This window comes from Sulfurovum sp. (assembly GCF_015493435.1).
In the GTDB taxonomy this organism is placed as follows: domain Bacteria; phylum Campylobacterota; class Campylobacteria; order Campylobacterales; family Sulfurovaceae; genus Sulfurovum.
In genome coordinates this window covers 182016-202064 of sequence record NZ_WGDD01000029.1, presented here as the reverse complement: position 1 = coordinate 202064, position 20049 = coordinate 182016, and the positions used below count along the sequence as shown (strand labels likewise).

Here is a 20049-nt window from a genome sequence, read left to right as displayed (position 1 = left end):
TCTGCAACTTGACCGTACTGAGATAAAAAATAAAATCTGAACCACATGATTTAAAATATGTGGGAGCAATTAGAGCGGAGAAAAAAATGGCAAAAAAATTAAGTAAAAGAAGAGAAGCACTGCTGAAGAAAGTGGATGCAACAAAAGAGTACAGCGTTGATGAAGCAATGGCAACGCTTAAAGAACTCAAGTCTGCAAAGTTCGATGAAACTGTTGAAGTGGCGTTGAACCTCAATGTTGACCCGAGACATGCAGACCAGATGGTTAGAGGATCAGTTGTTCTTCCTCATGGTACAGGTAAAAAAGTAAGAGTAGCCGTATTTGCCAAAGATGCAAAAGCGGATGAAGCGAAAGCAGCAGGTGCCGATCTTGTCGGTGCAGCGGATCTTATCGAAGACATCCAGGCAGGGAAGATCGATTTCGATATCGTTATCTCTACACCGGACATGATGGGTGTACTTGGTAAAGTAGCAAGAGTACTTGGACCAAAAGGTCTGATGCCAAACCCTAAAACCGGTACAGTAACTATGGATGTAGCCAAAGCAGTTGAAAATGCCAAAGGCGGCCAGGTAAACTTCAGAGTGGATAAAAAAGGCAATATCCACGCTGGCATCGGTAAAATTTCTTTTGATGGAGACAAGATCAAAGAGAACTTCATCACACTGATTGAAAAGATCAACAGAATGAAGCCGGCTTCTGCAAAAGGAAGATATATTACAAATACAGCGGTATCATTGACCATGAGCCCGGCGATCACGCTGGATGCCTCTGAAGTAATGGAAATAAAATAATTTTTCTCTACTCCGGCTTTGGCCGGAGTCCTATTTTCAAAAGAGCGCTATATGTAGGGTTTTTTTGAGAGTAACCGTGAGTCGTTTTCGATGAAATACCAAAGCGGTGATTTCTCGCATCTTAGGTCAAAGACAAGAGGGGCGAAAGCTTAATTAATAGAGCTGAAAAGCTGTATGTGTGGGTAACCATACCCTTTTGTAGATCGGAAGGAGAAAATATGACAAGAACCAGAAAAGAAGAATTGGTCGCAGAAATGACAGAAGCGTTTAAAGACGCTGGTGCCATTATCGTTTGTGATTACAAAGGTATGACGGTTGAAAATCTTGAGATCGTAAGAAATCTTGCCAAAGAGGAAGATACCAATGTCAAAGTTATTAAAAACAGACTTGCAGCGATCGCATTGCAAAATGCGGGATGTGAAGCCGTAGACTTTAAAGACACAAACCTTGTAATCTGGGGTGATACACAAGTACTTCCTTGTAAAATCGCTGACAAAGCGGCAACACAGTTCGCAGACAACTTTAAAATAAAGACAGGTCTGATCGCAGGTGAAGTCGCTTCTATGGAAACCATCAATGCGATGGCTAAACTTCCTACAAGAGACGAACTTATCGGTATGCTTCTTAATGTTTGGAATGCTCCGGTACAGAACTTCACAATCGGCTTGAAAGCACTTGCTGATAAAAAAGAATCAGAGGCGTAATGCGTGGTGAGAGCCGCGTGGCTCTTTGTTGGGAAATAGACTATTTCTCATTTATTATGGTTAAAAAATATTTTTAAGGAAATAAAAATGGCAACAACTAAAGAAGATGTATTAGAGTTTATCTCAAACTTGTCTGTTCTTGAGCTCTCAGAGCTTGTAAAAGAATTCGAAGAAAAATTCGGCGTAACTGCACAGGCTACAGTCGTAGCTGCCGGCGGAGCTGCTGCAGGCGGTGAGGCTGCTGAAGAGCAAACAGAATTTGACGTAGTGCTTACCGATGCAGGTGCTAAGAAGATCAACGCGATCAAAGTGGTAAGAGCGATCACAGGTCTTGGTCTTAAAGAAGCGAAAGCTGCGGTAGAAGAGACTCCATCTGTACTTAAAGAGGGTGTTTCAAAAGAAGAAGCTGAAGAGCTTAAAAAGCAAATTGAAGAAGCGGGTGCTTCTTGTGAGCTTAAATAATCCTTCCGATTATTGAGCGGTGTTCAGGCTGTCTGCCTGAGCATCAGCGCGTGTAACCTACTTGGATACAGCGATAAACTATTCGGAGACATTTCATACCCTCCTCTAATAGTTTCTTTGTGTATCTAATACATTAACAAATACTATTAAACCTTATTGACAAAATCTAAAATACGATTACCAAAATTGCTTCCATCGTAGACGGTATTCGTGACACAAGAGCCAGTTAAGGTGCTCCCTATGGCATACTCTGGGCACTTTATCTGGCTTTTGAATATTTTTAGGCTTTGCTCTACAAGCGTTCTTAACAATGAAACATAAGGATAACCATGTTAAATTCTTTACATTCCGGTAACAGACTCCGCGTCGATTTTTCCAAAACCCCAAGAGAGATCGAAATTCCCAATCTATTGCAGCTTCAGCAAAAAAGTTATGAAAACTTTTTAATGCTGGGAGAGAGAGACAGAAAGCAATCTACACTTGAGCGTGTATTCAGGTCTGCTTTCCCCATCCACGACCAGCAGAACAGACTCACCCTGACCTACAAGAACTCAGAGATCATCAGACCGAAATATACCGTCAGAGAATGCATGGAAAGAGGATTGACATATTCAGTATCACTGAAAATGAACATTGCCCTTACCATCTGGAACAGAGATGAAAAGACCGGTGAAAAACTTGACCCCAAAGAGATCAAAGAACAGGCAGTATTTGTCCGTGACATTCCTTTGATGACAGACCGTACATCCTTTGTCGTGAACGGTGTTGAGAGAGTTATCGTCAACCAGCTTCACCGGTCACCTGGGGTTATCTTTAAAGAAGAGGAAAGTACAACGGCGGGGCACAAACTGCTTTATTCTGCGCAGATCATTCCGGACAGGGGTTCCTGGCTGTATTTCGAATATGATTCAAAAGATATCCTGTATGCCCGAATCAACAAAAGAAGAAAAATTCCGGTAACCATTCTCTTTAGAGCGCTTGACTATACCAAAGAGGATATCGTAAAACTGTTCTATCCGACAAAAGAGATTTCCATCAAAGACAACAGATTTCTGACCAAATTCGACCCGAATGACTTTGGCGGACGTGCTGAATATGATGTCAAAGACATGAATGGCAATACGATTGTCAATGCAGGAAAGAGACTGACAAAGAAAAAAGCGCAGAAGCTCATTGAAGAAGGGCTCGAATGGATAGAGTATCCGCTTGAAATGCTTATGGAAAGACATTTGGCTACAGCCGTAATCGACCAGGAAAGCGGCGAGGTGCTTTATGATGTGGTTGCTCCGCTCGATGAAACAAAACTCAAAAAGATGATCGAGCAGGGTATTGACAGTATAGAGATCATCAATGACCTTGCAGAAGGTACGGACAGATCGATCATCAATGCTTTTATCGCTGACAATGAGAGTCTTAGACTGCTCAAACAGACAGAAGAGATCGATGATGAAAATGTGCTCTCCGCAATACGTATCTATAAAGTGATGAGACCGGGAGAGCCTGTAACCCCTGAAGCGGCCAAATCTTTCCTAAGACAACTTTTCTTTGATCCTGAAAGATATGATCTTACAAAAGTCGGGCGTATGAAAATGAACCATAAACTGGGGCTTGATATTCCCGAGTATGCTACAGTATTGACGGCGGAAGATCTTATCAACACGGTGAAATACCTGATCAAAGTCAAAAACGGACACGGACACATTGACGACAGGGATCACTTGGGGAACAGACGTATTCGTGCGATCGGCGAATTGCTCGGTAACGAGCTGCACAACGGTCTTGTCAAGATGCAAAAAGCGATCAAGGACAAAATGACAACGATTTCGGGTACACTGGACGAGTTGATGCCGCATGATCTCGTGAATTCAAAAATGATCACAAACACGATCCTTGAATTCTTTTCAAGCGGACAGTTGTCACAGTTCATGGACCAGACCAACCCGCTCTCCGAAGTGACACACAAAAGACGTCTTTCTGCACTGGGCGAGGGCGGTCTTGTCAAAGAAAGAGCAGGATTTGAAGTCAGGGATGTACACCCGACACACTATGGACGTATCTGTCCGATCGAGACGCCGGAAGGTCAGAACATCGGTTTGATCAACACCCTGGCAACGTACTCCAAAGTGAATGAACACGGATTCATAGAAGCGCCGTATAAAGTAGTGAAAGACTGTCAGGTCACGGATGAGATCATTTACATTACTGCAACGCAGGAAGAGGACAAATGTATTGCGCCTGCTTCAACGGTATTGACAGAAGACGGCCGTATTGCTGAAGATCTTATTGAAACAAGACTGAACGGGAACATCGAGCTGAATGAAGCAAAGAGAGTGGATCTGATCGATATTTCTCCCTTAATGATCTCCGGTTCTGCTGCGGCACTGATCCCGTTCCTTGAGCACGATGATGCGAACCGTGCGCTTATGGGATCGAACATGCAGCGTCAGGCAGTCCCTCTTCTGAAAACAGAAGCACCTGTAGTCGGTACCGGTATGGAAGCAATCGTTTCCCGTGATGCCTGGGAAGCAGTGAAAGCGAAACGTACCGGTAAAGTGGAAAAAGTAGATGCAAAGAATGTCTACATCATGGGTGAAGATGAGACAGGTGTGTTCATCGACCGTTATCCGCTTGAAAAAAATATGAGAACCAACCAGAATACTACTTTTACCCAGACGCCGATCGTTCATCTCGGTGACAGGATAGAGAAGGGGCAGATCATAGCGGATGGTGCCAATATGGACCAGGGTGAACTTGCCATCGGAAAAAATATTATGGTTGCCTTTATGCCGTGGTACGGATACAACTATGAGGATGCGATCATTGTTTCGGAAAAGATCATTCGTGAAGATACTTTTACTTCCGTCCATACGTATGAAAAAGAAGTGGAAGCCAGAGAGTTGAAGCACGGAACAGAAGAGATCACCAGAGATATTCCAAATATCCGTGAAGATGAACTGCTTCACCTTGACGAAAGCGGTATTGTCCAGCTGGGAACCTATGTGAAACCGGGAATGATCCTTGTAGGGAAAGTCTCTCCAAAAGGCGAGATCAAGCCGACACCGGAAGAAAGACTGCTAAGAGCGATCTTCGGTGAAAAAGCGGGTCATGTGGTGAACAAGTCCCTCTACTGTCCTGCTTCAATGGAAGGGGTAGTTGTTGACATTAAAGTCTTTACCAAAAAAGGGTATGAAAAAGATGCAAGAGCGATCCAAGCCTATGAAGAGGAAAAAGCGATCCTTGATTCTGACCACCATGATCAGCTTCTGATGATAGACAGAGAAGAGATCCTCAGAATTGCAAGCTATCTTTCAACACAGGATCTTGCGAAAGATGTGACTGTCGGTGACGTTGAGTTCAAAGCGGGAACGAAAATCGATGAAGAAACGATCAAAGGGGTGAACAGATTTGCACTCAGGGGTGTGGTGCAGTCTTACTCTGATGCAGTACAAAATGAATATGAGTCACTGAAAAATTATTTCTTGAAGCAGAAAAAGAGACTGAAGGGAGAGCATGAAGAGAAGTTGAATATTCTTGAAAAAGATGACATCCTTCCTTCCGGTGTGACGAAACTGGTCAAGATATATATTGCGACAAAGAGAAAACTCAAGGTCGGAGACAAGATGGCGGGTCGTCACGGAAACAAAGGTATCGTTTCCAACATCGTCCGTGAAATCGATATGCCGTACATGGAAGACGGAAGACCGGTGGAGATCATCCTCAACCCGCTTGGGGTACCGTCCCGTATGAACATCGGGCAGATCCTTGAAGTTCACCTTGGTCTCGTCGGTAAGAGACTGGGGGAACAGATCGAGGCAATGTTTGAGAATAAAACAGAAGATTTCATTAAAGAGCTCAGGGCGAAGATGATTGAAATTGCCGATGTCGCCAAGCTGATGAATGCCAAAGAAATACTGGGCAATATGAGCGATGAAGAACTTCTTGCCTATGGTAGAGACTGGTCAAGAGGCGTCAAATTTGCCGCACCGGTTTTTGAAGGTACAAACCAGGCTGAGTTTGACAAACTCTTTGAACTGGCGAAGATCGACACTGACGGCAAAACAGTACTCTATGACGGTAAAACCGGAGAGAAGATGATCGAACGTGTCAACGTGGGATATATGTATATGCTTAAACTTCACCACCTCGTTGATGAGAAAGTACACGCACGTTCCACCGGACCATACTCGCTCGTTACACAGCAGCCGGTCGGCGGTAAAGCACTGTTTGGCGGACAGAGATTCGGAGAGATGGAAGTATGGGCACTTGAAGCATATGGTGCAGCACATGTGCTGAAAGAGATGCTGACGATCAAATCAGATGATGTGGAAGGCAGGGCAAAAGCGTACAGGGCATTGACAAAAGGTGAATCTGTACCGGCTTCGGGTGTGCCTGAAACGATGTTCGTATTGACCAAAGAGCTTCAGGCACTTGGACTTGATGCAGAGCTATATGAGAGTAAAAAAGAAGTGGAGAGTGAAGATGAGTAAGTTTTTAGAGAATTTAACACCGATTGACCTGAACAGCGATGACAGACCGCAGGATATTGCAGCACTTCAGTTGAGAGTGGCAAGTCCGGAAAAAGTACTTTCCTGGAGTTACGGTGAAGTCAAAAAGCCTGAAACCATTAACTATAGAACCCTTAAACCGGAACGTGACGGACTTTTCTGTGCGAAGATATTCGGACCGATCAGGGATTATGAATGTCTGTGCGGAAAATACAAAAAGATGCGCTATAAAGGTGTTGTCTGTGAAAAGTGTGGTGTTGAAGTCACTTCTTCAAAAGTAAGAAGAAACAGAATGGGGCACATCGATCTTATTGCACCTGTGGCGCATATCTGGTATGTTTCTTCTCTCCCGTCACGGATCGGTACACTTCTGGGTGTGAAAATGAAAGACCTCGAGCGTGTACTCTATTATGAAGCATATATCGTCAAAACACCGGGTGAGGCAAGTTACGACAATGAAGGTCTTAATCCGCTTCAAAAATATGATGTCCTGAACGAAGAACAGTATCAGCAGATCGTTTCACGTTTCGGCGATACAGGCCTTGATGCCAGGATGGGTGGTGAAATCGTACAGGAACTGCTCGCAGAGCTTGATCTTGTCGATATGTTCGCTCAGCTCAAAGAGGAGATACAGGCAACCAAATCCGAAGCAAAAAGAAAGACGATCGTTAAAAGACTCAAAGTCATTGAAGCGTTCCTTCACTCGGGAAACAGACCTGAATGGATGATGCTGACCCAGCTTCCTGTCCTCCCGCCGGACTTGAGACCGTTGGTAAGTCTTGACGGCGGAAAATTTGCGGTTTCAGACGTCAATGACCTTTACAGAAGGGTGATTAACAGGAACCAGCGGCTGAAAAGACTGGTAGAACTTGATGCACCGGAAATCATTGTCAGAAACGAAAAGCGTATGCTGCAGGAAGCGGTAGATGCATTGTTTGACAACGGAAGACGCGGAAATGCAGTAAAAGGTGCCAACAAAAGACCGCTCAAGTCACTGTCAGAAGTGATCAAAGGTAAGCAGGGACGTTTCAGACAAAACCTCCTGGGTAAACGTGTTGACTTCTCCGGACGTTCGGTTATCGTTGTCGGTCCTGACTTGAGAATGGACCAGTGCGGTCTTCCAAAGAAAATGGCGATCGAACTCTTTAAGCCCCATTTGATGGCAAAACTTGAAGACAAGGGCTATGCAACGACCTTGAAGCAGGCCAAGAAAATGATCGAGAAGCAGGAGAATGAAGTCTGGGAATGTCTCGAAGAGGTTGTTGAGAATTATCCTATTCTTTTGAACCGTGCACCGACACTTCACAAGTTGTCCATCCAGGCATTCCACCCAAGACTCATTGAGGGTAAGGCAATACAGCTGCATCCGCTTGTGTGTTCTGCCTTCAACGCTGACTTCGATGGTGACCAGATGGCGGTACACGTACCCCTTTCGGATGAGGCGATCGCTGAAGCGAAAGTCTTGATGCTGGCTTCCATGAACATCCTGCTTCCTGCTTCCGGTAAAGCGATTGCGGTACCTTCACAGGATATGATTCTGGGCCTGTATTATCTGACGCTGGAAAAGAAAGATGTCAAAGGACAGCACAAACTCTTTGCCAATGTGGAAGAGGTCGAGATTGCATTCGAGCAGAATGCACTTGACTTGAATGCCCGTATCAGAACGGTACTTGACGGACGTATTGCAACAAGTACAGCGGGAAGACTGATCCTCAAGTCGATTATTCCTGACTATGTACCGGAAAAGTACTGGAATAAAATTTTGAAGAAAAAAGATATCGGGACGCTGGTCGACTACATTTACAAGATCGGCGGTGTGTCGGAAACAGCCGGTTTCCTTGATGATCTTAAGGATATGGGTTTCAAATATGCGACAAAAGTAGGGGTTTCCATCTCTATAGATGATATTAAAATCCCTGAGATCAAAGGGGCCCGTGTTGCTTCTGCCAAAGAGGAAGTTAAAGAGATCCAGAGACAGTATGCTGCGGGTCTTTTGACAGATCAGGAGCGCTATAACAAGATTATTGATATCTGGACAGATGCGAACAATTCGATCGCAGAGAGTCTTATGAGTCTTATCAGACAGGACAAGGACGGATTTAACTCGGTGCATATGATGGCTGACTCCGGGGCAAGAGGTTCTGCTGCACAGATCAGACAGCTTTCCGGTATGAGGGGTCTGATGGCAAAATCGGACGGGTCGATCATTGAGACACCGATTACCTCAAATTTCCGTGAAGGTCTGAATGTACTTGAATACTTTATTTCTACTCACGGTGCGAGAAAAGGTCTTGCCGATACTGCGCTTAAAACAGCGAATGCGGGTTATCTGACAAGAAAGCTGATCGATGTTGCACAGAATGTAAAGATTTCCATGACGGACTGTGGTACGCATGAAGGTGTGGAAGTTTCCGATATCGTTGTAGGTAACGAAATGATCGAACCTCTGGCAGACAGAATTTACGGAAGAGTGTTGGCGGAAGATATTATTGATCCGATCACAGCTGAAGTATTGGTCTCCGAGGGCACGATGATCGATGAAGAGACAGCCGCAAGAGTACAGGAAGCGGGAGTGAGATCTGTCGTTATGAGAGCACCTTCAAGCTGTAAAGCACCTAAAGGTATCTGTGCGAAATGCTACGGTCTCAATATGGCGGACAACAAGATCGTCAAACGTGGTGAAGCGGTCGGTGTTATTGCCGCACAGTCCATTGGTGAGCCGGGAACACAGCTGACACTGAGAACGTTCCACACGGGTGGTACGGCAACAGCAGGTAAAGAAGAACGTTCGGTTGTCGCGACCAAGGAAGGTTTTGTAAGGTACTACAACCTTTCTGTCTATCGTAACACGGACGGCAACCTGATCGTTGCGAACAGAAGAAATGCCGGGGTGCTTCTGGTTGAACCGAAGATCAAAGCAGTACATAAAGGAAAAGTCTCCATCGCGGTTACACACGATGAAGTGGTTATTTCTGTAGAGAACAACGGAGATGACGAAGTCAAGTATACTTTGAGAAAATCGGATGTTGCCAAGTCGAATGAGCTTGCAGGTGTTGCCGGCAAGATCGAAGGGAAACTCTTCCTGCCGCTTAAAGACGGAGAGTTGGTGGAAGAGGGTGACTCTATTGTAGAAGTGATCAAAGAGGGCTGGTCTATTCCTAGCCGAATTCCTTTTGCTTCCGAACTGAAGGTTGAAGATGGTGCGCCTGTAACACAGGAAGTACTTTCTGAAGCCAAAGGTACCGTGAAATTCTTCCTGCTCAAAGGCGACTACCTTGAAGCGCATGATGGTGTGAAATCAGGAGACAAAGTAGAAGAAAAAGGTCTCTTTGCCGTTGTTGTCGATGATAACAACAGAGAAGCGGGAAGGCATTATATTTCAAGAGGTTCTGTGGTGCATGTGGACAATAATGCAACAGTAGAGAGGGGAGAGACACTTTCCGCACCAGTGAAAATGACACAGGTAGTGATCGCTGAGTGGGATCCGTACTCTGAACCGATCATTGCCGAGCAGAAGGGTACGTTGAAGTTCGAAGATATTATTCCTGGTGTGACCGTGGTCGAGCAGTTCGATGAAGTGACCGGTGATACCAGACTGGAACTGAACGAATATATCCCGGCAGCCTACAAGCCGGCGATCACACTGGCGACAGAGTCCGGAGAGTTGATCCGCTATCAGCTTGATCCTAAAACGATCCTTTTTGTGAAGGACGGAGAGGAAGTGAATATCGCCGATATTCTGGCAAAAACACCGAAGGCGGCGATCAAGTCAAAAGATATTACCGGGGGTCTTCCAAGGGTTTCCGAACTCTTTGAAGCAAGACGCCCGAAAGATATTGCTCTGATTGCACAGATTGACGGTGTGGTAAGCTTTGGTAAGCCGCTCAGAGGAAAAGAGAGACTGATCATTTCCGGAGACAATGGCCAGATCACCGAGCAGTTCATTGACAAGAACAAAGTGGCACTTGTGCATACGGGTGAATATGTCCATGCCGGCGAAAAACTGACTGACGGTATTGTCTCAAGCCATGACATCCTTGCTGCGCTTGGAGAAAAAGCGCTGTATGAATATATCGTTTCCGAAGTACAGATGGTCTATCGCAGACAAGGGGTTAACATCTCTGACAAACACATTGAGATCGTCACTTCCCAAATGATGAGACAGGTAAAAGTGGTGGAAAGCGGTGACTCAAACTTCATCGCCGGAGATATCATCTCCCGCCGCAAGTTCCAGGAAGAGAATCAGAGAGTTCTTGCGCTTGGCGGTGAACCTTCAATTGCCGAGCCGATGCTCGTGGGTATTACCCGTGCAGCGGTCGGGGCGGACTCCATCATTTCTGCGGCATCCTTCCAGGATACGACGAAAGTATTGACTTCCGCGTCTATCGCAGGTACGGTAGATATGCTCGAAGACTTGAAAGAGAATGTCGTTATCGGCCGACTCATCCCTGTAGGTACAGGTATGGTCGATTCTGACGAGATCAAATTTTCTATGGACAAATAAGCAGTATTTCCCCCATTCATGTCACTTTTTGCGTGGCATGAATACCTCCCGCACAGTTCATTACTTAAACATAAGAAAAAACAAAGAATTTTTCGATATAATATGCCTCCATTTTTATCTCTGTAGACCATAGATAAGGGCTTTTTGAGTCTTTAATTATGGTGTAACAGCCAGATTCAATTCAAACTAACAAAGAAAGGAAACGATTTGCCTACAATTAACCAATTGATTCGTAAAGAACGTAAAAAGCAAGTGAAAAAATCAAAATCACCTGCGCTCGTAAAATGTCCTCAGAGAAGAGGCGTATGTACAAGAGTTTACACAACAACTCCAAAAAAACCTAACTCAGCACTTAGAAAAGTGGCAAAAGTCAGACTCACATCAGGATTTGAAGTGATCTCATATATCGGTGGTGAAGGTCACAACCTTCAAGAGCACTCTATCGTACTCGTACGTGGAGGAAGGATTAAAGATTTACCTGGTGTGAAGTATCACATTGTTCGTGGTGCTCTGGATGCATCAGGTGTAAATGGCAGAACGGTTGCACGTTCTAAGTACGGTACGAAAAAACCTAAAAAATAATCTCTGATTATTGACAGGCAGAAAAATAAAAGTTTAGCTTAGAGATGAGCTTGAGACAGGTGTTGTCATATATCCTTAGGGGACAAGACTTGAGTAAATTATATAAATTGAAGGAATCTTAATGAGAAGAAGAAAAGCTCCTGTTAGACCGGTACTGCCAGATCCAGTATACGGTTCTAAAGTATTAACAAAATTTATCAATGCGGTTATGCTTGATGGCAAAAAGAGTACAGCACAAAAAGTGATGTATGCAGCGTTAGAAAGAATTGAATCAAAAACGGGCGAAAAAGGTATTGAAATATTCAACAAAGCGATGGATAACGTCAAGCCTGTCATGGAAGTAAAATCAAGAAGAGTAGGTGGTGCAACATACCAGGTACCTATTGAAGTAAGACCTGTAAGACAGCAGTCACTCGGGATCAGATGGATCGTTGATGCAGCAAGAAAAAGAAATGAAAGAACTATGATGGAGCGTCTGTCCAATGAATTGATGGATGCTGCAACTGAAAAAGGTTCTGCTTTCAAGAAGAAAGAAGATACATACAAAATGGCAGAAGCGAATAAAGCATTTGCCCACTATAGATGGTAAGGAACTAAGTTATGGCAAGAACGCACAAACTTGAAGACGTAAGAAACATCGGTATTGCCGCGCACATTGATGCAGGTAAAACAACAACAACGGAAAGAATCCTTTTTTATACGGGTGTTGAACACAAGATCGGTGAAGTTCACGACGGTGCAGCAACAATGGACTGGATGGAGCAGGAGCAGGAAAGAGGTATTACGATTACTTCTGCTGCAACAACATGTGAGTGGTTGGGCAAACAGATCAATATTATTGACACTCCGGGCCACGTTGACTTTACAATCGAAGTTGAAAGATCGATGAGAGTACTTGACGGTGCTGTATCTGTATTTTGTGCTGTAGGTGGGGTTCAACCGCAATCAGAGACAGTATGGAGACAGAGAAACCGTTACGGTGTACCTTCACTTGTATTTGTCAACAAAATGGACAGAACCGGTGCTGATTTCCTGGAAGTTGAAAGACAGATCAGAGACAGACTTAAAGGGAATCCGCTGGTGATCCAGCTTCCTATCGGTGCGGAAGAGAACTTCGAAGGCGTGGTTGATCTTGTTAAAATGCAAGAAGTTGTTTGGGATCAGGACGCTGAAATGGGTTCTAACTACCATGTACAGCCAATCCGTGCTGAACTTCAAGATCAAGCTGATGAGTGGAGAGAAAAACTGATTGAAGGTATCTCTGAAGTTGACGGTAATGAAACGCTGATGGAAAAATATATGGAAGGCGAAGAACTTACTGAAGAAGAGATCGTAGCTGGTATCAAGGCGGCGACTATCGGTATGCACGTTGTGCCTATGCTTCCGGGAACTGCTTTTAAAAACAAAGGTGTTCAGACACTGCTTGACGCTGTTGTTGCCTACCTTCCGTCTCCGGTTGAAGCACCACCGATCAGAGGTACTGAAATGGATGACGAGACCAAAGAAGTCATTGTTGAGTCTACTGATGATGGCCCATTCGCTTCATTGGCATTCAAGATCATGACTGACCCGTTCGTGGGACAGTTGACGTTCATCCGTGTCTACAGAGGTTCGCTTGAGTCCGGTTCTTATGTACTGAACTCTACCAAAGAGAAGAAGGAAAGAGTCGGCCGTATCATGAAAATGCATGCGATCAAAAGAGAAGAAGTCTCTGAGATCTATGCAGGTGAGATCGGTGCGGTTGTTGGTCTTAAGAATACAACGACCGGAGATACCCTTTGTTCAGACAAAGACAAAGTGGTTCTTGAAAGAATGGACTTCCCGGATCCGGTTATCTCTGTTGCGGTTGAGCCTAAAACAAAAGCTGACCAGGAAAAAATGGGTATCGCACTCTCCAAGCTTGCTGCGGAAGATCCGTCGTTCCGTGTCAATACAGACGAAGAATCCGGTCAGACAATTATTTCGGGAATGGGTGAGCTTCACCTGGAGATCCTTGTAGACCGAATGAAGAGAGAGTTTAATGTTGAGGCTGAAGTGGGTGCACCGCAGGTTGCTTACCGTGAAACCATCCGTAAAGCGGTCAACAAAGAGTACAAGTACGCGAAACAATCCGGTGGACGCGGACAGTATGGTCACGTATTCCTCAAGATCGAGCCGCAGGAACCAGGTTTCGGGTATGAATTTGTTGATGAAGTCAAAGGCGGGGTTGTTCCTAAAGAATTTATCCAGCCGGTGAACAAAGGTGTACAGGAAGCAATGGCAAGAGGTATCCAGGCAGGGTATCCGGTTGAAGACGTGAAAGTAACACTTTATGATGGGTCTTACCACGATGTCGACTCCTCTGAAATGGCGTTTAAACTTGCAGGTTCTATGGGATTCAGAGACGGTTGTAGAGAAGCCAACCCTGTTATTCTTGAGCCAATGATGAAAGTGGAAGTGGAAGTACCTGAAGAGTTCATGGGTGATGTCATCGGTGACGTTGCAAAAAGACGTGGGCAGGTGAACGGTATGGATGATAGAGCGGGTAACAAAATCGTGAATGCGTTCGTTCCTCTTTCAGAAATGTTCGGTTACTCCACAGACCTGAGATCTATGACTCAGGGCCGTGCAACCTATGCTATGGAATTCGATCATTACGAGGAAGTTCCTCAGAATGTGGCGAAGGAAATCATCGAAAAGCGTAATAGCTAATTTCGGATTTCTTTACCGTATATTTGACCGAACGGGCTTTGCTTCGTTCGGTCACTTACCCTACGTAAGCCCCTTTACCCAAACATTCATATCTGGATACAACTCAACAGAGATCTTAATGATTTCACCTTACGTGTTTCCCTATATATTCAAACATTTATACTATAATTTCTTAATTTTAACGCAAGGAAGCAATCCATGAAAGTCATCATAGACCTCATAGAAGACATACGTGAATCCATTGCCAATGCGGAAGATTATGTACTGACTGCCGGGCTTTTGAAAGAAGAAGCAAATGATCCCGCCAAACTGACCTATGCCGGCGAAGCACCTCTGAACACATATGACCTCGATCCGGTACGCAGACAACTTGTCTTTCACATAGACAAAAGTGACTCCCGGGTTACCGTAGGCGAACTTATGCCTCTGCTCTTGATATCTGATATGGATACGATGATGTACGAGCTTAGAATGGATGTGAATGCCCAGTACAATGATATGGAGATAGTGGGTTTCGGGAAGAATGAGGAGAGGAAAAAGTATCTCCTCTTTATCAGGATCTAACGCTTTAGTCGTAAACGTCTTCTCTCCCCAGGCGTCTGACGAGCAGGGCATAAAAAAGTGCTCTGTATTTTTTGGGGTTGGAAGTCCCCATGGCTTCACAGGCTTCTTTGACCGCATGGTCAAGATCATCTTCGTGTCCTTTGAATCCAAGCTTTTTTTTCAGGAAATTTTCTCTGACTCTTGCCAATTCTTCTTTATTGCTGCAGGAAACAAGTTCCGAGTCGCTTTTGTAGATAGACGGACCAAGTCCTTTGGTGACTTTGGCAATAAGGTCTTTTTCCAGACCAAGGCCAAGATCACTGTTGACGGCAGTGTAATGGGCTATTTTCTCTTCTAATGTGCTCATGAATATTCCTTTATATCGTATTGGGATATATAGATTATAGCTATTCTTGGCGATTAGGTCAAATATTGCGGTTTTTGCGCAAGTAATATCCAGTTCATATTTATTTGATGTTCTTGTGCAAAATAGGCAATCGCCTCGTACGGAATTTTGTTGCGTTTTTTGATAACTGCAAAATATTGCGGCTGCAGATGCAGTGCGGAGGCAATCTCTCTGTCCAGTATCTTTTTTTTCTTTTTCTGTGCGATGAGTATCTCTCTGATACGCTGCATGACAGTTCTGAAATCCATCATTATCATCCTTCTTAGGTATTTACTTGGTGCGGTAATAAAAGGAATGATAATGGATTTTTGGATCAGTGACTAAATATATGTCATATTGTCATAAAACCGTTTGGATATCAGAACTTCTCACTGTCGATCTCTATGACCGTATGGACATTCCCTCTTGGATTGAAGTCTGCAATGAGCTGCATTGATCTTGGTTCCAGTCTGCTGTAGAGAGCATCAAAGATTTCATTGGCAGAATTTTCATGTGAAATATGTCTGTACATAAATGAGTTGATGTAAAGTTTGAGTGCTTTGAGTTCGATGACTTTTTTGTCGGGGACATAGGAGAGCTTCATCGTAGCAAAATCAGGATAGCCCGAACGGGGGCAAAGGCACATGAACTCGGGGAGTTCTATGTTGATCGTATAGTGCTTTGCATGTTCATTGGGCCAGAAGTTTTCTTCTGCATCAATATTAAATTCCTGTATCTCTTTTTCACCGTATTTCATAGGGTTCCTTTTAATTGTATTGTTTCAGCAGTTTGGTTTCGTTGATGGGTTTTCCGATACCAAACCCCTGAAGGTAGTCAATGCCGAGCGCAATGAGCTTTTCTTTTTGCACAGTATTGTCTACCCATTTGGCCACAGTCACTATTCCCAGTTCCTTTGACATGGAAACCAATGAGCTTAACATAGCGTACGTAGTGGTGTCATCCAGTTTGGTTACATAATCCCGGTCGAACTGTACAAGGTCGAAATTGAAGTGTTTCATATATTCCATTGAAGCATTGGATGAACCGAAGTTGTCAATGGCGATACGGATACCCTGTGCTCTGAACTTTTTCAGCGTCTTGAGATATCCGCTGAGGTTATGGTGGGTCTTTCTCTCATACAGTTCAATGATTAGCCGTGAGGGTTGGTCAACCTGCTGTTCCAATAAAGAGAAAAACTGTTTTTGGAAACTTTCATCCCTCAGGGAAAAAGGCGAAAGGTTAAAGGAGAAAGAGATATGTGCATCCACAAGCGGAAGCAGTGAAATAATGTGTTTAAGCAGTACCATGTCATATTCTCTGCCGAGACCTATACGGTTAATGATAGGCAGATAAACCCTTGGCAGGATATCGGCACCTTTCTGGTCATGAAGTTTGGCGGAAATTTCATACATGTCGATCTGATTGCTTCCTGTATTGAGAATAGGTCTGAAAGACAGGTAGAGTTTTTCGTGTTTGAGCGCAAAAAGAATACTCTGCTCAATTTTGGAGAGTTCTGTTGCATCCTGGATCTTATGGTTGTCCGCAGGTATATTAAAGCTTTTCTCTTCGATGGCGATAAGGTCTTTCAGATAAATGATATCTTTTTCCAGTTCTTTGCCTGTATTGGTAACGGCAGCATAGGTATAGTCCAGTTCTATGTCGTCAATATTGCGATACTTGGTAATAAAATTTTCCAGAATAGTTTCGATGTCATCACTGTCCCGGTCTATGGCAATAAGAAATTCTGCACCGTACCGTCTTGCAATAAGTACTTTGTTCAGTCCGTATTTCCTGAATTCCTGGTTGAGTTTGTGAATAATGTTGTAGAGTAGCAGGTCCACCTGTTCTGCACTGTAGTTCTCATTAATGGTTGAGAGGTTTTTGACAATAAGCAGTACCAGTGTTTTTGGTCTGTATTTTTGCAGCTTTGTGATAAAGGCTTTTTGGTTAAAGCCCTGTGTGGTCTGGTCGATGAGGGTCTCTTTGACACTCAAGTCTATTAGAAAATAGATAAAATAGACTGTAATAAAGAGAATGCTCATCATAATGAACGTAGTCTCAAGGTTGAAGTGTATATGGCTGCCCCGGAAAAAGAGACTGTAAAATACCAGAGAAACCAGAAGGAGTATAGGGATCCCTGCCCGAAGGGCAAGCTTAAAGCGCCGTTCCCGTTCTTCGCGTTCTGAAAGAAGCATACGTCTTAAACATCCAGGTGTTTTACATCTTTGGCATGACTTTCGATGTAGTTTCTTCTTGGTTCGACTTCATCGCCCATGAAAAGCGTAAAGGTGTCGCTTGCCTCTTGGCTGTCGTTGATCCTGACTTGAAGCAGTCTTCTGTTCTCCGGGGTCATAGTCGTTTCCCAGAGCTGTTCGGGGTTCATCTCTCCCAAACCTTTGTAGCGCTGTATATAGGCCCCTTTCTTGGCCGATGCTTCCACTTCTGCAAAGAGTGCCAGAAGGTCTTTGTCTTTAAACTCGTCCGTAATGTGTTCTTTGATCTTCTGGTGAATATGGATCGCCTCATTGTAGTGCGGGTTGGTAAAGAGTGTCTCATCCACTATCAGTTCTTCCAGTCCGTCGTTGGTTTGTACGAAATAATGCAGCCTGTCTTCGGTAATCGTCTTGTTCAAAATATTGTATCCAAGATCGGCAATATATTTTTCAAGTGTTTTTGCCAGTTCTTTGTTGGATGTACCGATGATATCCGGATTTTCGATCATATATCGCAGTACTTCAGGCAGGGCAAAACGTTTTTCAATCTCTTTGAGAGTCATTCTGTAGTAGGCTACAAGCTTGAAGAGATCGACCAGGTCCTTCTCTCCCATGGTCTCGCTCTGAATGACAGAGATACCGTTTTCGATAAGAAAATCGTTGAGTGCTTTGTCGTCTTTCAAATAGGTTTCGTTCTTTCCCTTTTTGTAGCGGTAAAGCGGTGGCTGTGCAAGATAAAGGTATCCTTTTTCCACTACCGGCTGCAGGAAGCGGAAGAAGAAGGTCATCAGCAGGGTTTGTATGTGTGAACCGTCGACGTCGGCATCGGTCATGATGATGATCTTGTGGTATCGGAGTTTCTCTTCGTTGAATTCGTCACCGATACCGCACCCCAGTGCTGTGATCATGTTCTTGATCTCGTCTGATTTGAGGATCTTTTCCAGTCTGGCCTTCTCAACGTTGAGGATCTTTCCTTTGAGCGGCAGGATCGCCTGAAAGACCCTGTCCCGGCCCTGTTTTGCCGAACCGCCGGCAGAATCCCCTTCCACCAGATAGATTTCTGAGATTTCAGGATCTTTGCTCTGGCAGTCGGCCAATTTTCCGGGAAGGGTTCCGATGCTCATGGAATCTTTGCGTTTAACGAGGTCTTTGGCTCTTTTTGCGGCATCTCTTCCCCGTGCGGCAAGCAGTACCTGTGCCATAATGGCTTTTGCCTCTATGGGGTTCTCTTCAAGGTATTTATTAAAATTTTCCGAAAAGAACTTCTGCACCAGTGGACGCACATAGGATGAACCGAGTTTTCCTTTGGTCTGTCCCTCAAACTGGGGTTCGGGTACCCGTACGGAAACGATGGCTATCAATCCTTCCTTGCAGTCATCCCCGGTGATCTTGACACCTTTTTCTTTGGCATTGGCATTTTTGGCAATGTAGCTTGCGAGCGAACGTGTCAGCCCGGCTCTAAATCCGGCTTCATGGGTCCCGCCGTCCGGTGTTTTGATATTATTGACGAAAGAGAGCGACTTTTCCGAGTCGGCGTCGCAGTACATGAGTGCAATATCGATTTCGATATCATCTGCTTTACCTTGGAAGAACTGTGCTTTGGTAAGGGGCGGTCTTGTGTTCATATCTTCAACGAACTGCTTGATGCCCCCTTCGAAATGATACTTTTCCCTGGTACTGTCCCGCTCATCTTTAAAGTCAATGGTAATACTCGGATTGAGATAGCAAAGCTCTTTGAAGCGCTTCATCAGGATCTCTTTCTGGAATGTTACGCCCTCCGTGAAAATGGAATCATCCGGCCAGAATTCGATCTTGGTACCTTTCTTTCGTGTGGTCCCTGTTGCTTTAAGCGGTTCCTGCGGAATGCCCTTTTTGAAAGATTGTTCATAAATCTCTCCATCCTTGTATACTGACAGATGCAAATCTTTTGAAAGTGCGTTGACAACGGAGACCCCCACTCCGTGAAGTCCGCCTGATACTTTGTAGGTATCTTTGTCAAATTTACCGCCGGCATGCAGCACTGTCAGTACGACAGTCGCAGCCGATATCTTTTCTGTCGGGTGTTCTGCTACCGGAATACCGCGCCCGTTATCTTCAATGATCGCTGAACCTGCTTTGGTCAGTGTCACTTTGATCGTATCACAGAAGCCGGCCATTGCTTCATCGATAGAGTTGTCAACTACTTCGTAGACCAGATGGTGAAGCCCTTTTGTGGAAGTATCACCGATATACATTCCGGGTCTTTTCCTGACCGCTTCAAGTCCCTTGAGGACCTTAATGTTGCTTGCACCATATTCTGCCATATTGAAACTCCGTTTTTTGGGGTATTATTACTATATATTTTATCGAAATAAACTTAGGGAAAGCGTGATACAGCCGGGATTTGACGGCTTTTTGCCGAATATCGTTTTTTGTATTTTTGGGTCTGCTTCCAATGAGGAAATTATTTAGGGTTTTTTAAGGCTGCAGTGTCCTGATATCACGCTGTGATTAAACGGTTTTTGTTTATACTCCCCGTTCATTTCTTTCTTTTGTCTCATGACGAAAAGAAAGAGAACGAACCAAAGAAAGAAAAACATGAGCGACATGAACTGTTATGGGTATAAAGCATGAAAAGTCTTGACAGTAGAAGTATTTTATGTCATCGTTCCATACAAGAACGCTGAATG

General features: G+C 44.3%; 14 protein-coding genes. 9 read left to right on the top strand and 5 right to left on the bottom strand.

Annotated elements, in window-relative coordinates:
- The first annotated feature begins 86 nt into the window (after positions 1–86).
- The 9 genes from rplA (at position 87) to F8L24_RS05585 (ending at position 14803) form a co-directional block, all read left to right on the top strand.
- Positions 87–791, top strand: a complete 705-nt coding sequence (gene rplA, locus F8L24_RS05625) for a 50S ribosomal protein L1 (RefSeq protein ID WP_294952927.1) — start codon at positions 87–89, stop codon at positions 789–791.
- A 218-nt stretch (positions 792–1009) separates the two neighbouring features.
- Complete coding sequence (gene rplJ / locus F8L24_RS05620; protein ID WP_294952925.1) at positions 1010–1495, top strand: 50S ribosomal protein L10; 486 nt, start codon at positions 1010–1012, stop codon at positions 1493–1495.
- A gap of 87 nt (positions 1496–1582) precedes the next feature.
- Entirely contained in the window at positions 1583–1957 is a 375-nt protein-coding gene (gene rplL / locus F8L24_RS05615) for a 50S ribosomal protein L7/L12 (protein WP_294952921.1), read from the top strand.
- Positions 1958–2286: 329 nt separating this feature from the next.
- Positions 2287–6444: a DNA-directed RNA polymerase subunit beta gene (gene rpoB, locus F8L24_RS05610; protein WP_294952919.1), complete on the top strand. Its 4158-nt coding sequence runs from the start codon at positions 2287–2289 to the stop codon at positions 6442–6444.
- On the top strand, positions 6437–10966 hold the full coding sequence (gene rpoC, locus F8L24_RS05605) for a DNA-directed RNA polymerase subunit beta' (RefSeq protein ID WP_294952917.1): 4530 nt from the start codon (positions 6437–6439) through the stop codon (positions 10964–10966). The genes rpoB and rpoC overlap by 8 nt, the downstream gene beginning before the upstream one ends.
- A gap of 207 nt (positions 10967–11173) precedes the next feature.
- Complete coding sequence (rpsL, locus tag F8L24_RS05600; protein WP_294952914.1) at positions 11174–11548, top strand: 30S ribosomal protein S12; 375 nt, start codon at positions 11174–11176, stop codon at positions 11546–11548.
- Between the two features lie 121 nt (positions 11549–11669).
- On the top strand, positions 11670–12137 hold the full coding sequence (rpsG, locus tag F8L24_RS05595) for a 30S ribosomal protein S7 (RefSeq protein WP_294952911.1): 468 nt from the start codon (positions 11670–11672) through the stop codon (positions 12135–12137).
- An 11-nt stretch (positions 12138–12148) separates the two neighbouring features.
- A complete protein-coding gene (fusA, locus tag F8L24_RS05590) occupies positions 12149–14239 on the top strand; it encodes an elongation factor G (RefSeq protein ID WP_294952908.1) in 2091 nt (696 codons plus the stop codon).
- 198 nt (positions 14240–14437) lie between these two features.
- A complete protein-coding gene (locus F8L24_RS05585; RefSeq protein WP_294952905.1) occupies positions 14438–14803 on the top strand; it encodes a hypothetical protein in 366 nt (121 codons plus the stop codon).
- Between the two features lie 4 nt (positions 14804–14807).
- Here the strand turns inward: F8L24_RS05585 and F8L24_RS05580 are convergent, their stop codons facing one another.
- From F8L24_RS05580 to gyrB, 5 genes are all read right to left on the bottom strand, one after another.
- A complete protein-coding gene (locus F8L24_RS05580; protein WP_294952902.1) occupies positions 14808–15149 on the bottom strand; it encodes a DUF2853 family protein in 342 nt (113 codons plus the stop codon).
- Positions 15150–15202: 53 nt separating this feature from the next.
- The gene (locus tag F8L24_RS05575) at positions 15203–15439 is read right to left on the bottom strand and encodes a helix-turn-helix domain-containing protein (protein WP_294952899.1); all 237 of its coding nucleotides are present in this window, start codon (positions 15437–15439) and stop codon (positions 15203–15205) included.
- Positions 15440–15546: 107 nt separating this feature from the next.
- Complete coding sequence (gene queF, locus F8L24_RS05570; RefSeq protein ID WP_294952896.1) at positions 15547–15924, bottom strand: preQ(1) synthase; 378 nt, start codon at positions 15922–15924, stop codon at positions 15547–15549.
- Between the two features lie 10 nt (positions 15925–15934).
- Complete coding sequence (locus tag F8L24_RS05565; protein ID WP_294952893.1) at positions 15935–17362, bottom strand: EAL domain-containing protein; 1428 nt, start codon at positions 17360–17362, stop codon at positions 15935–15937.
- 5 nt (positions 17363–17367) lie between these two features.
- Positions 17368–19683 (bottom strand): DNA topoisomerase (ATP-hydrolyzing) subunit B, encoded by a 2316-nt coding sequence (gyrB, locus tag F8L24_RS05560; RefSeq protein WP_294952890.1) that lies wholly within the window; start codon positions 19681–19683, stop codon positions 17368–17370.
- Positions 19684–20049 lie beyond the last annotated feature (366 nt).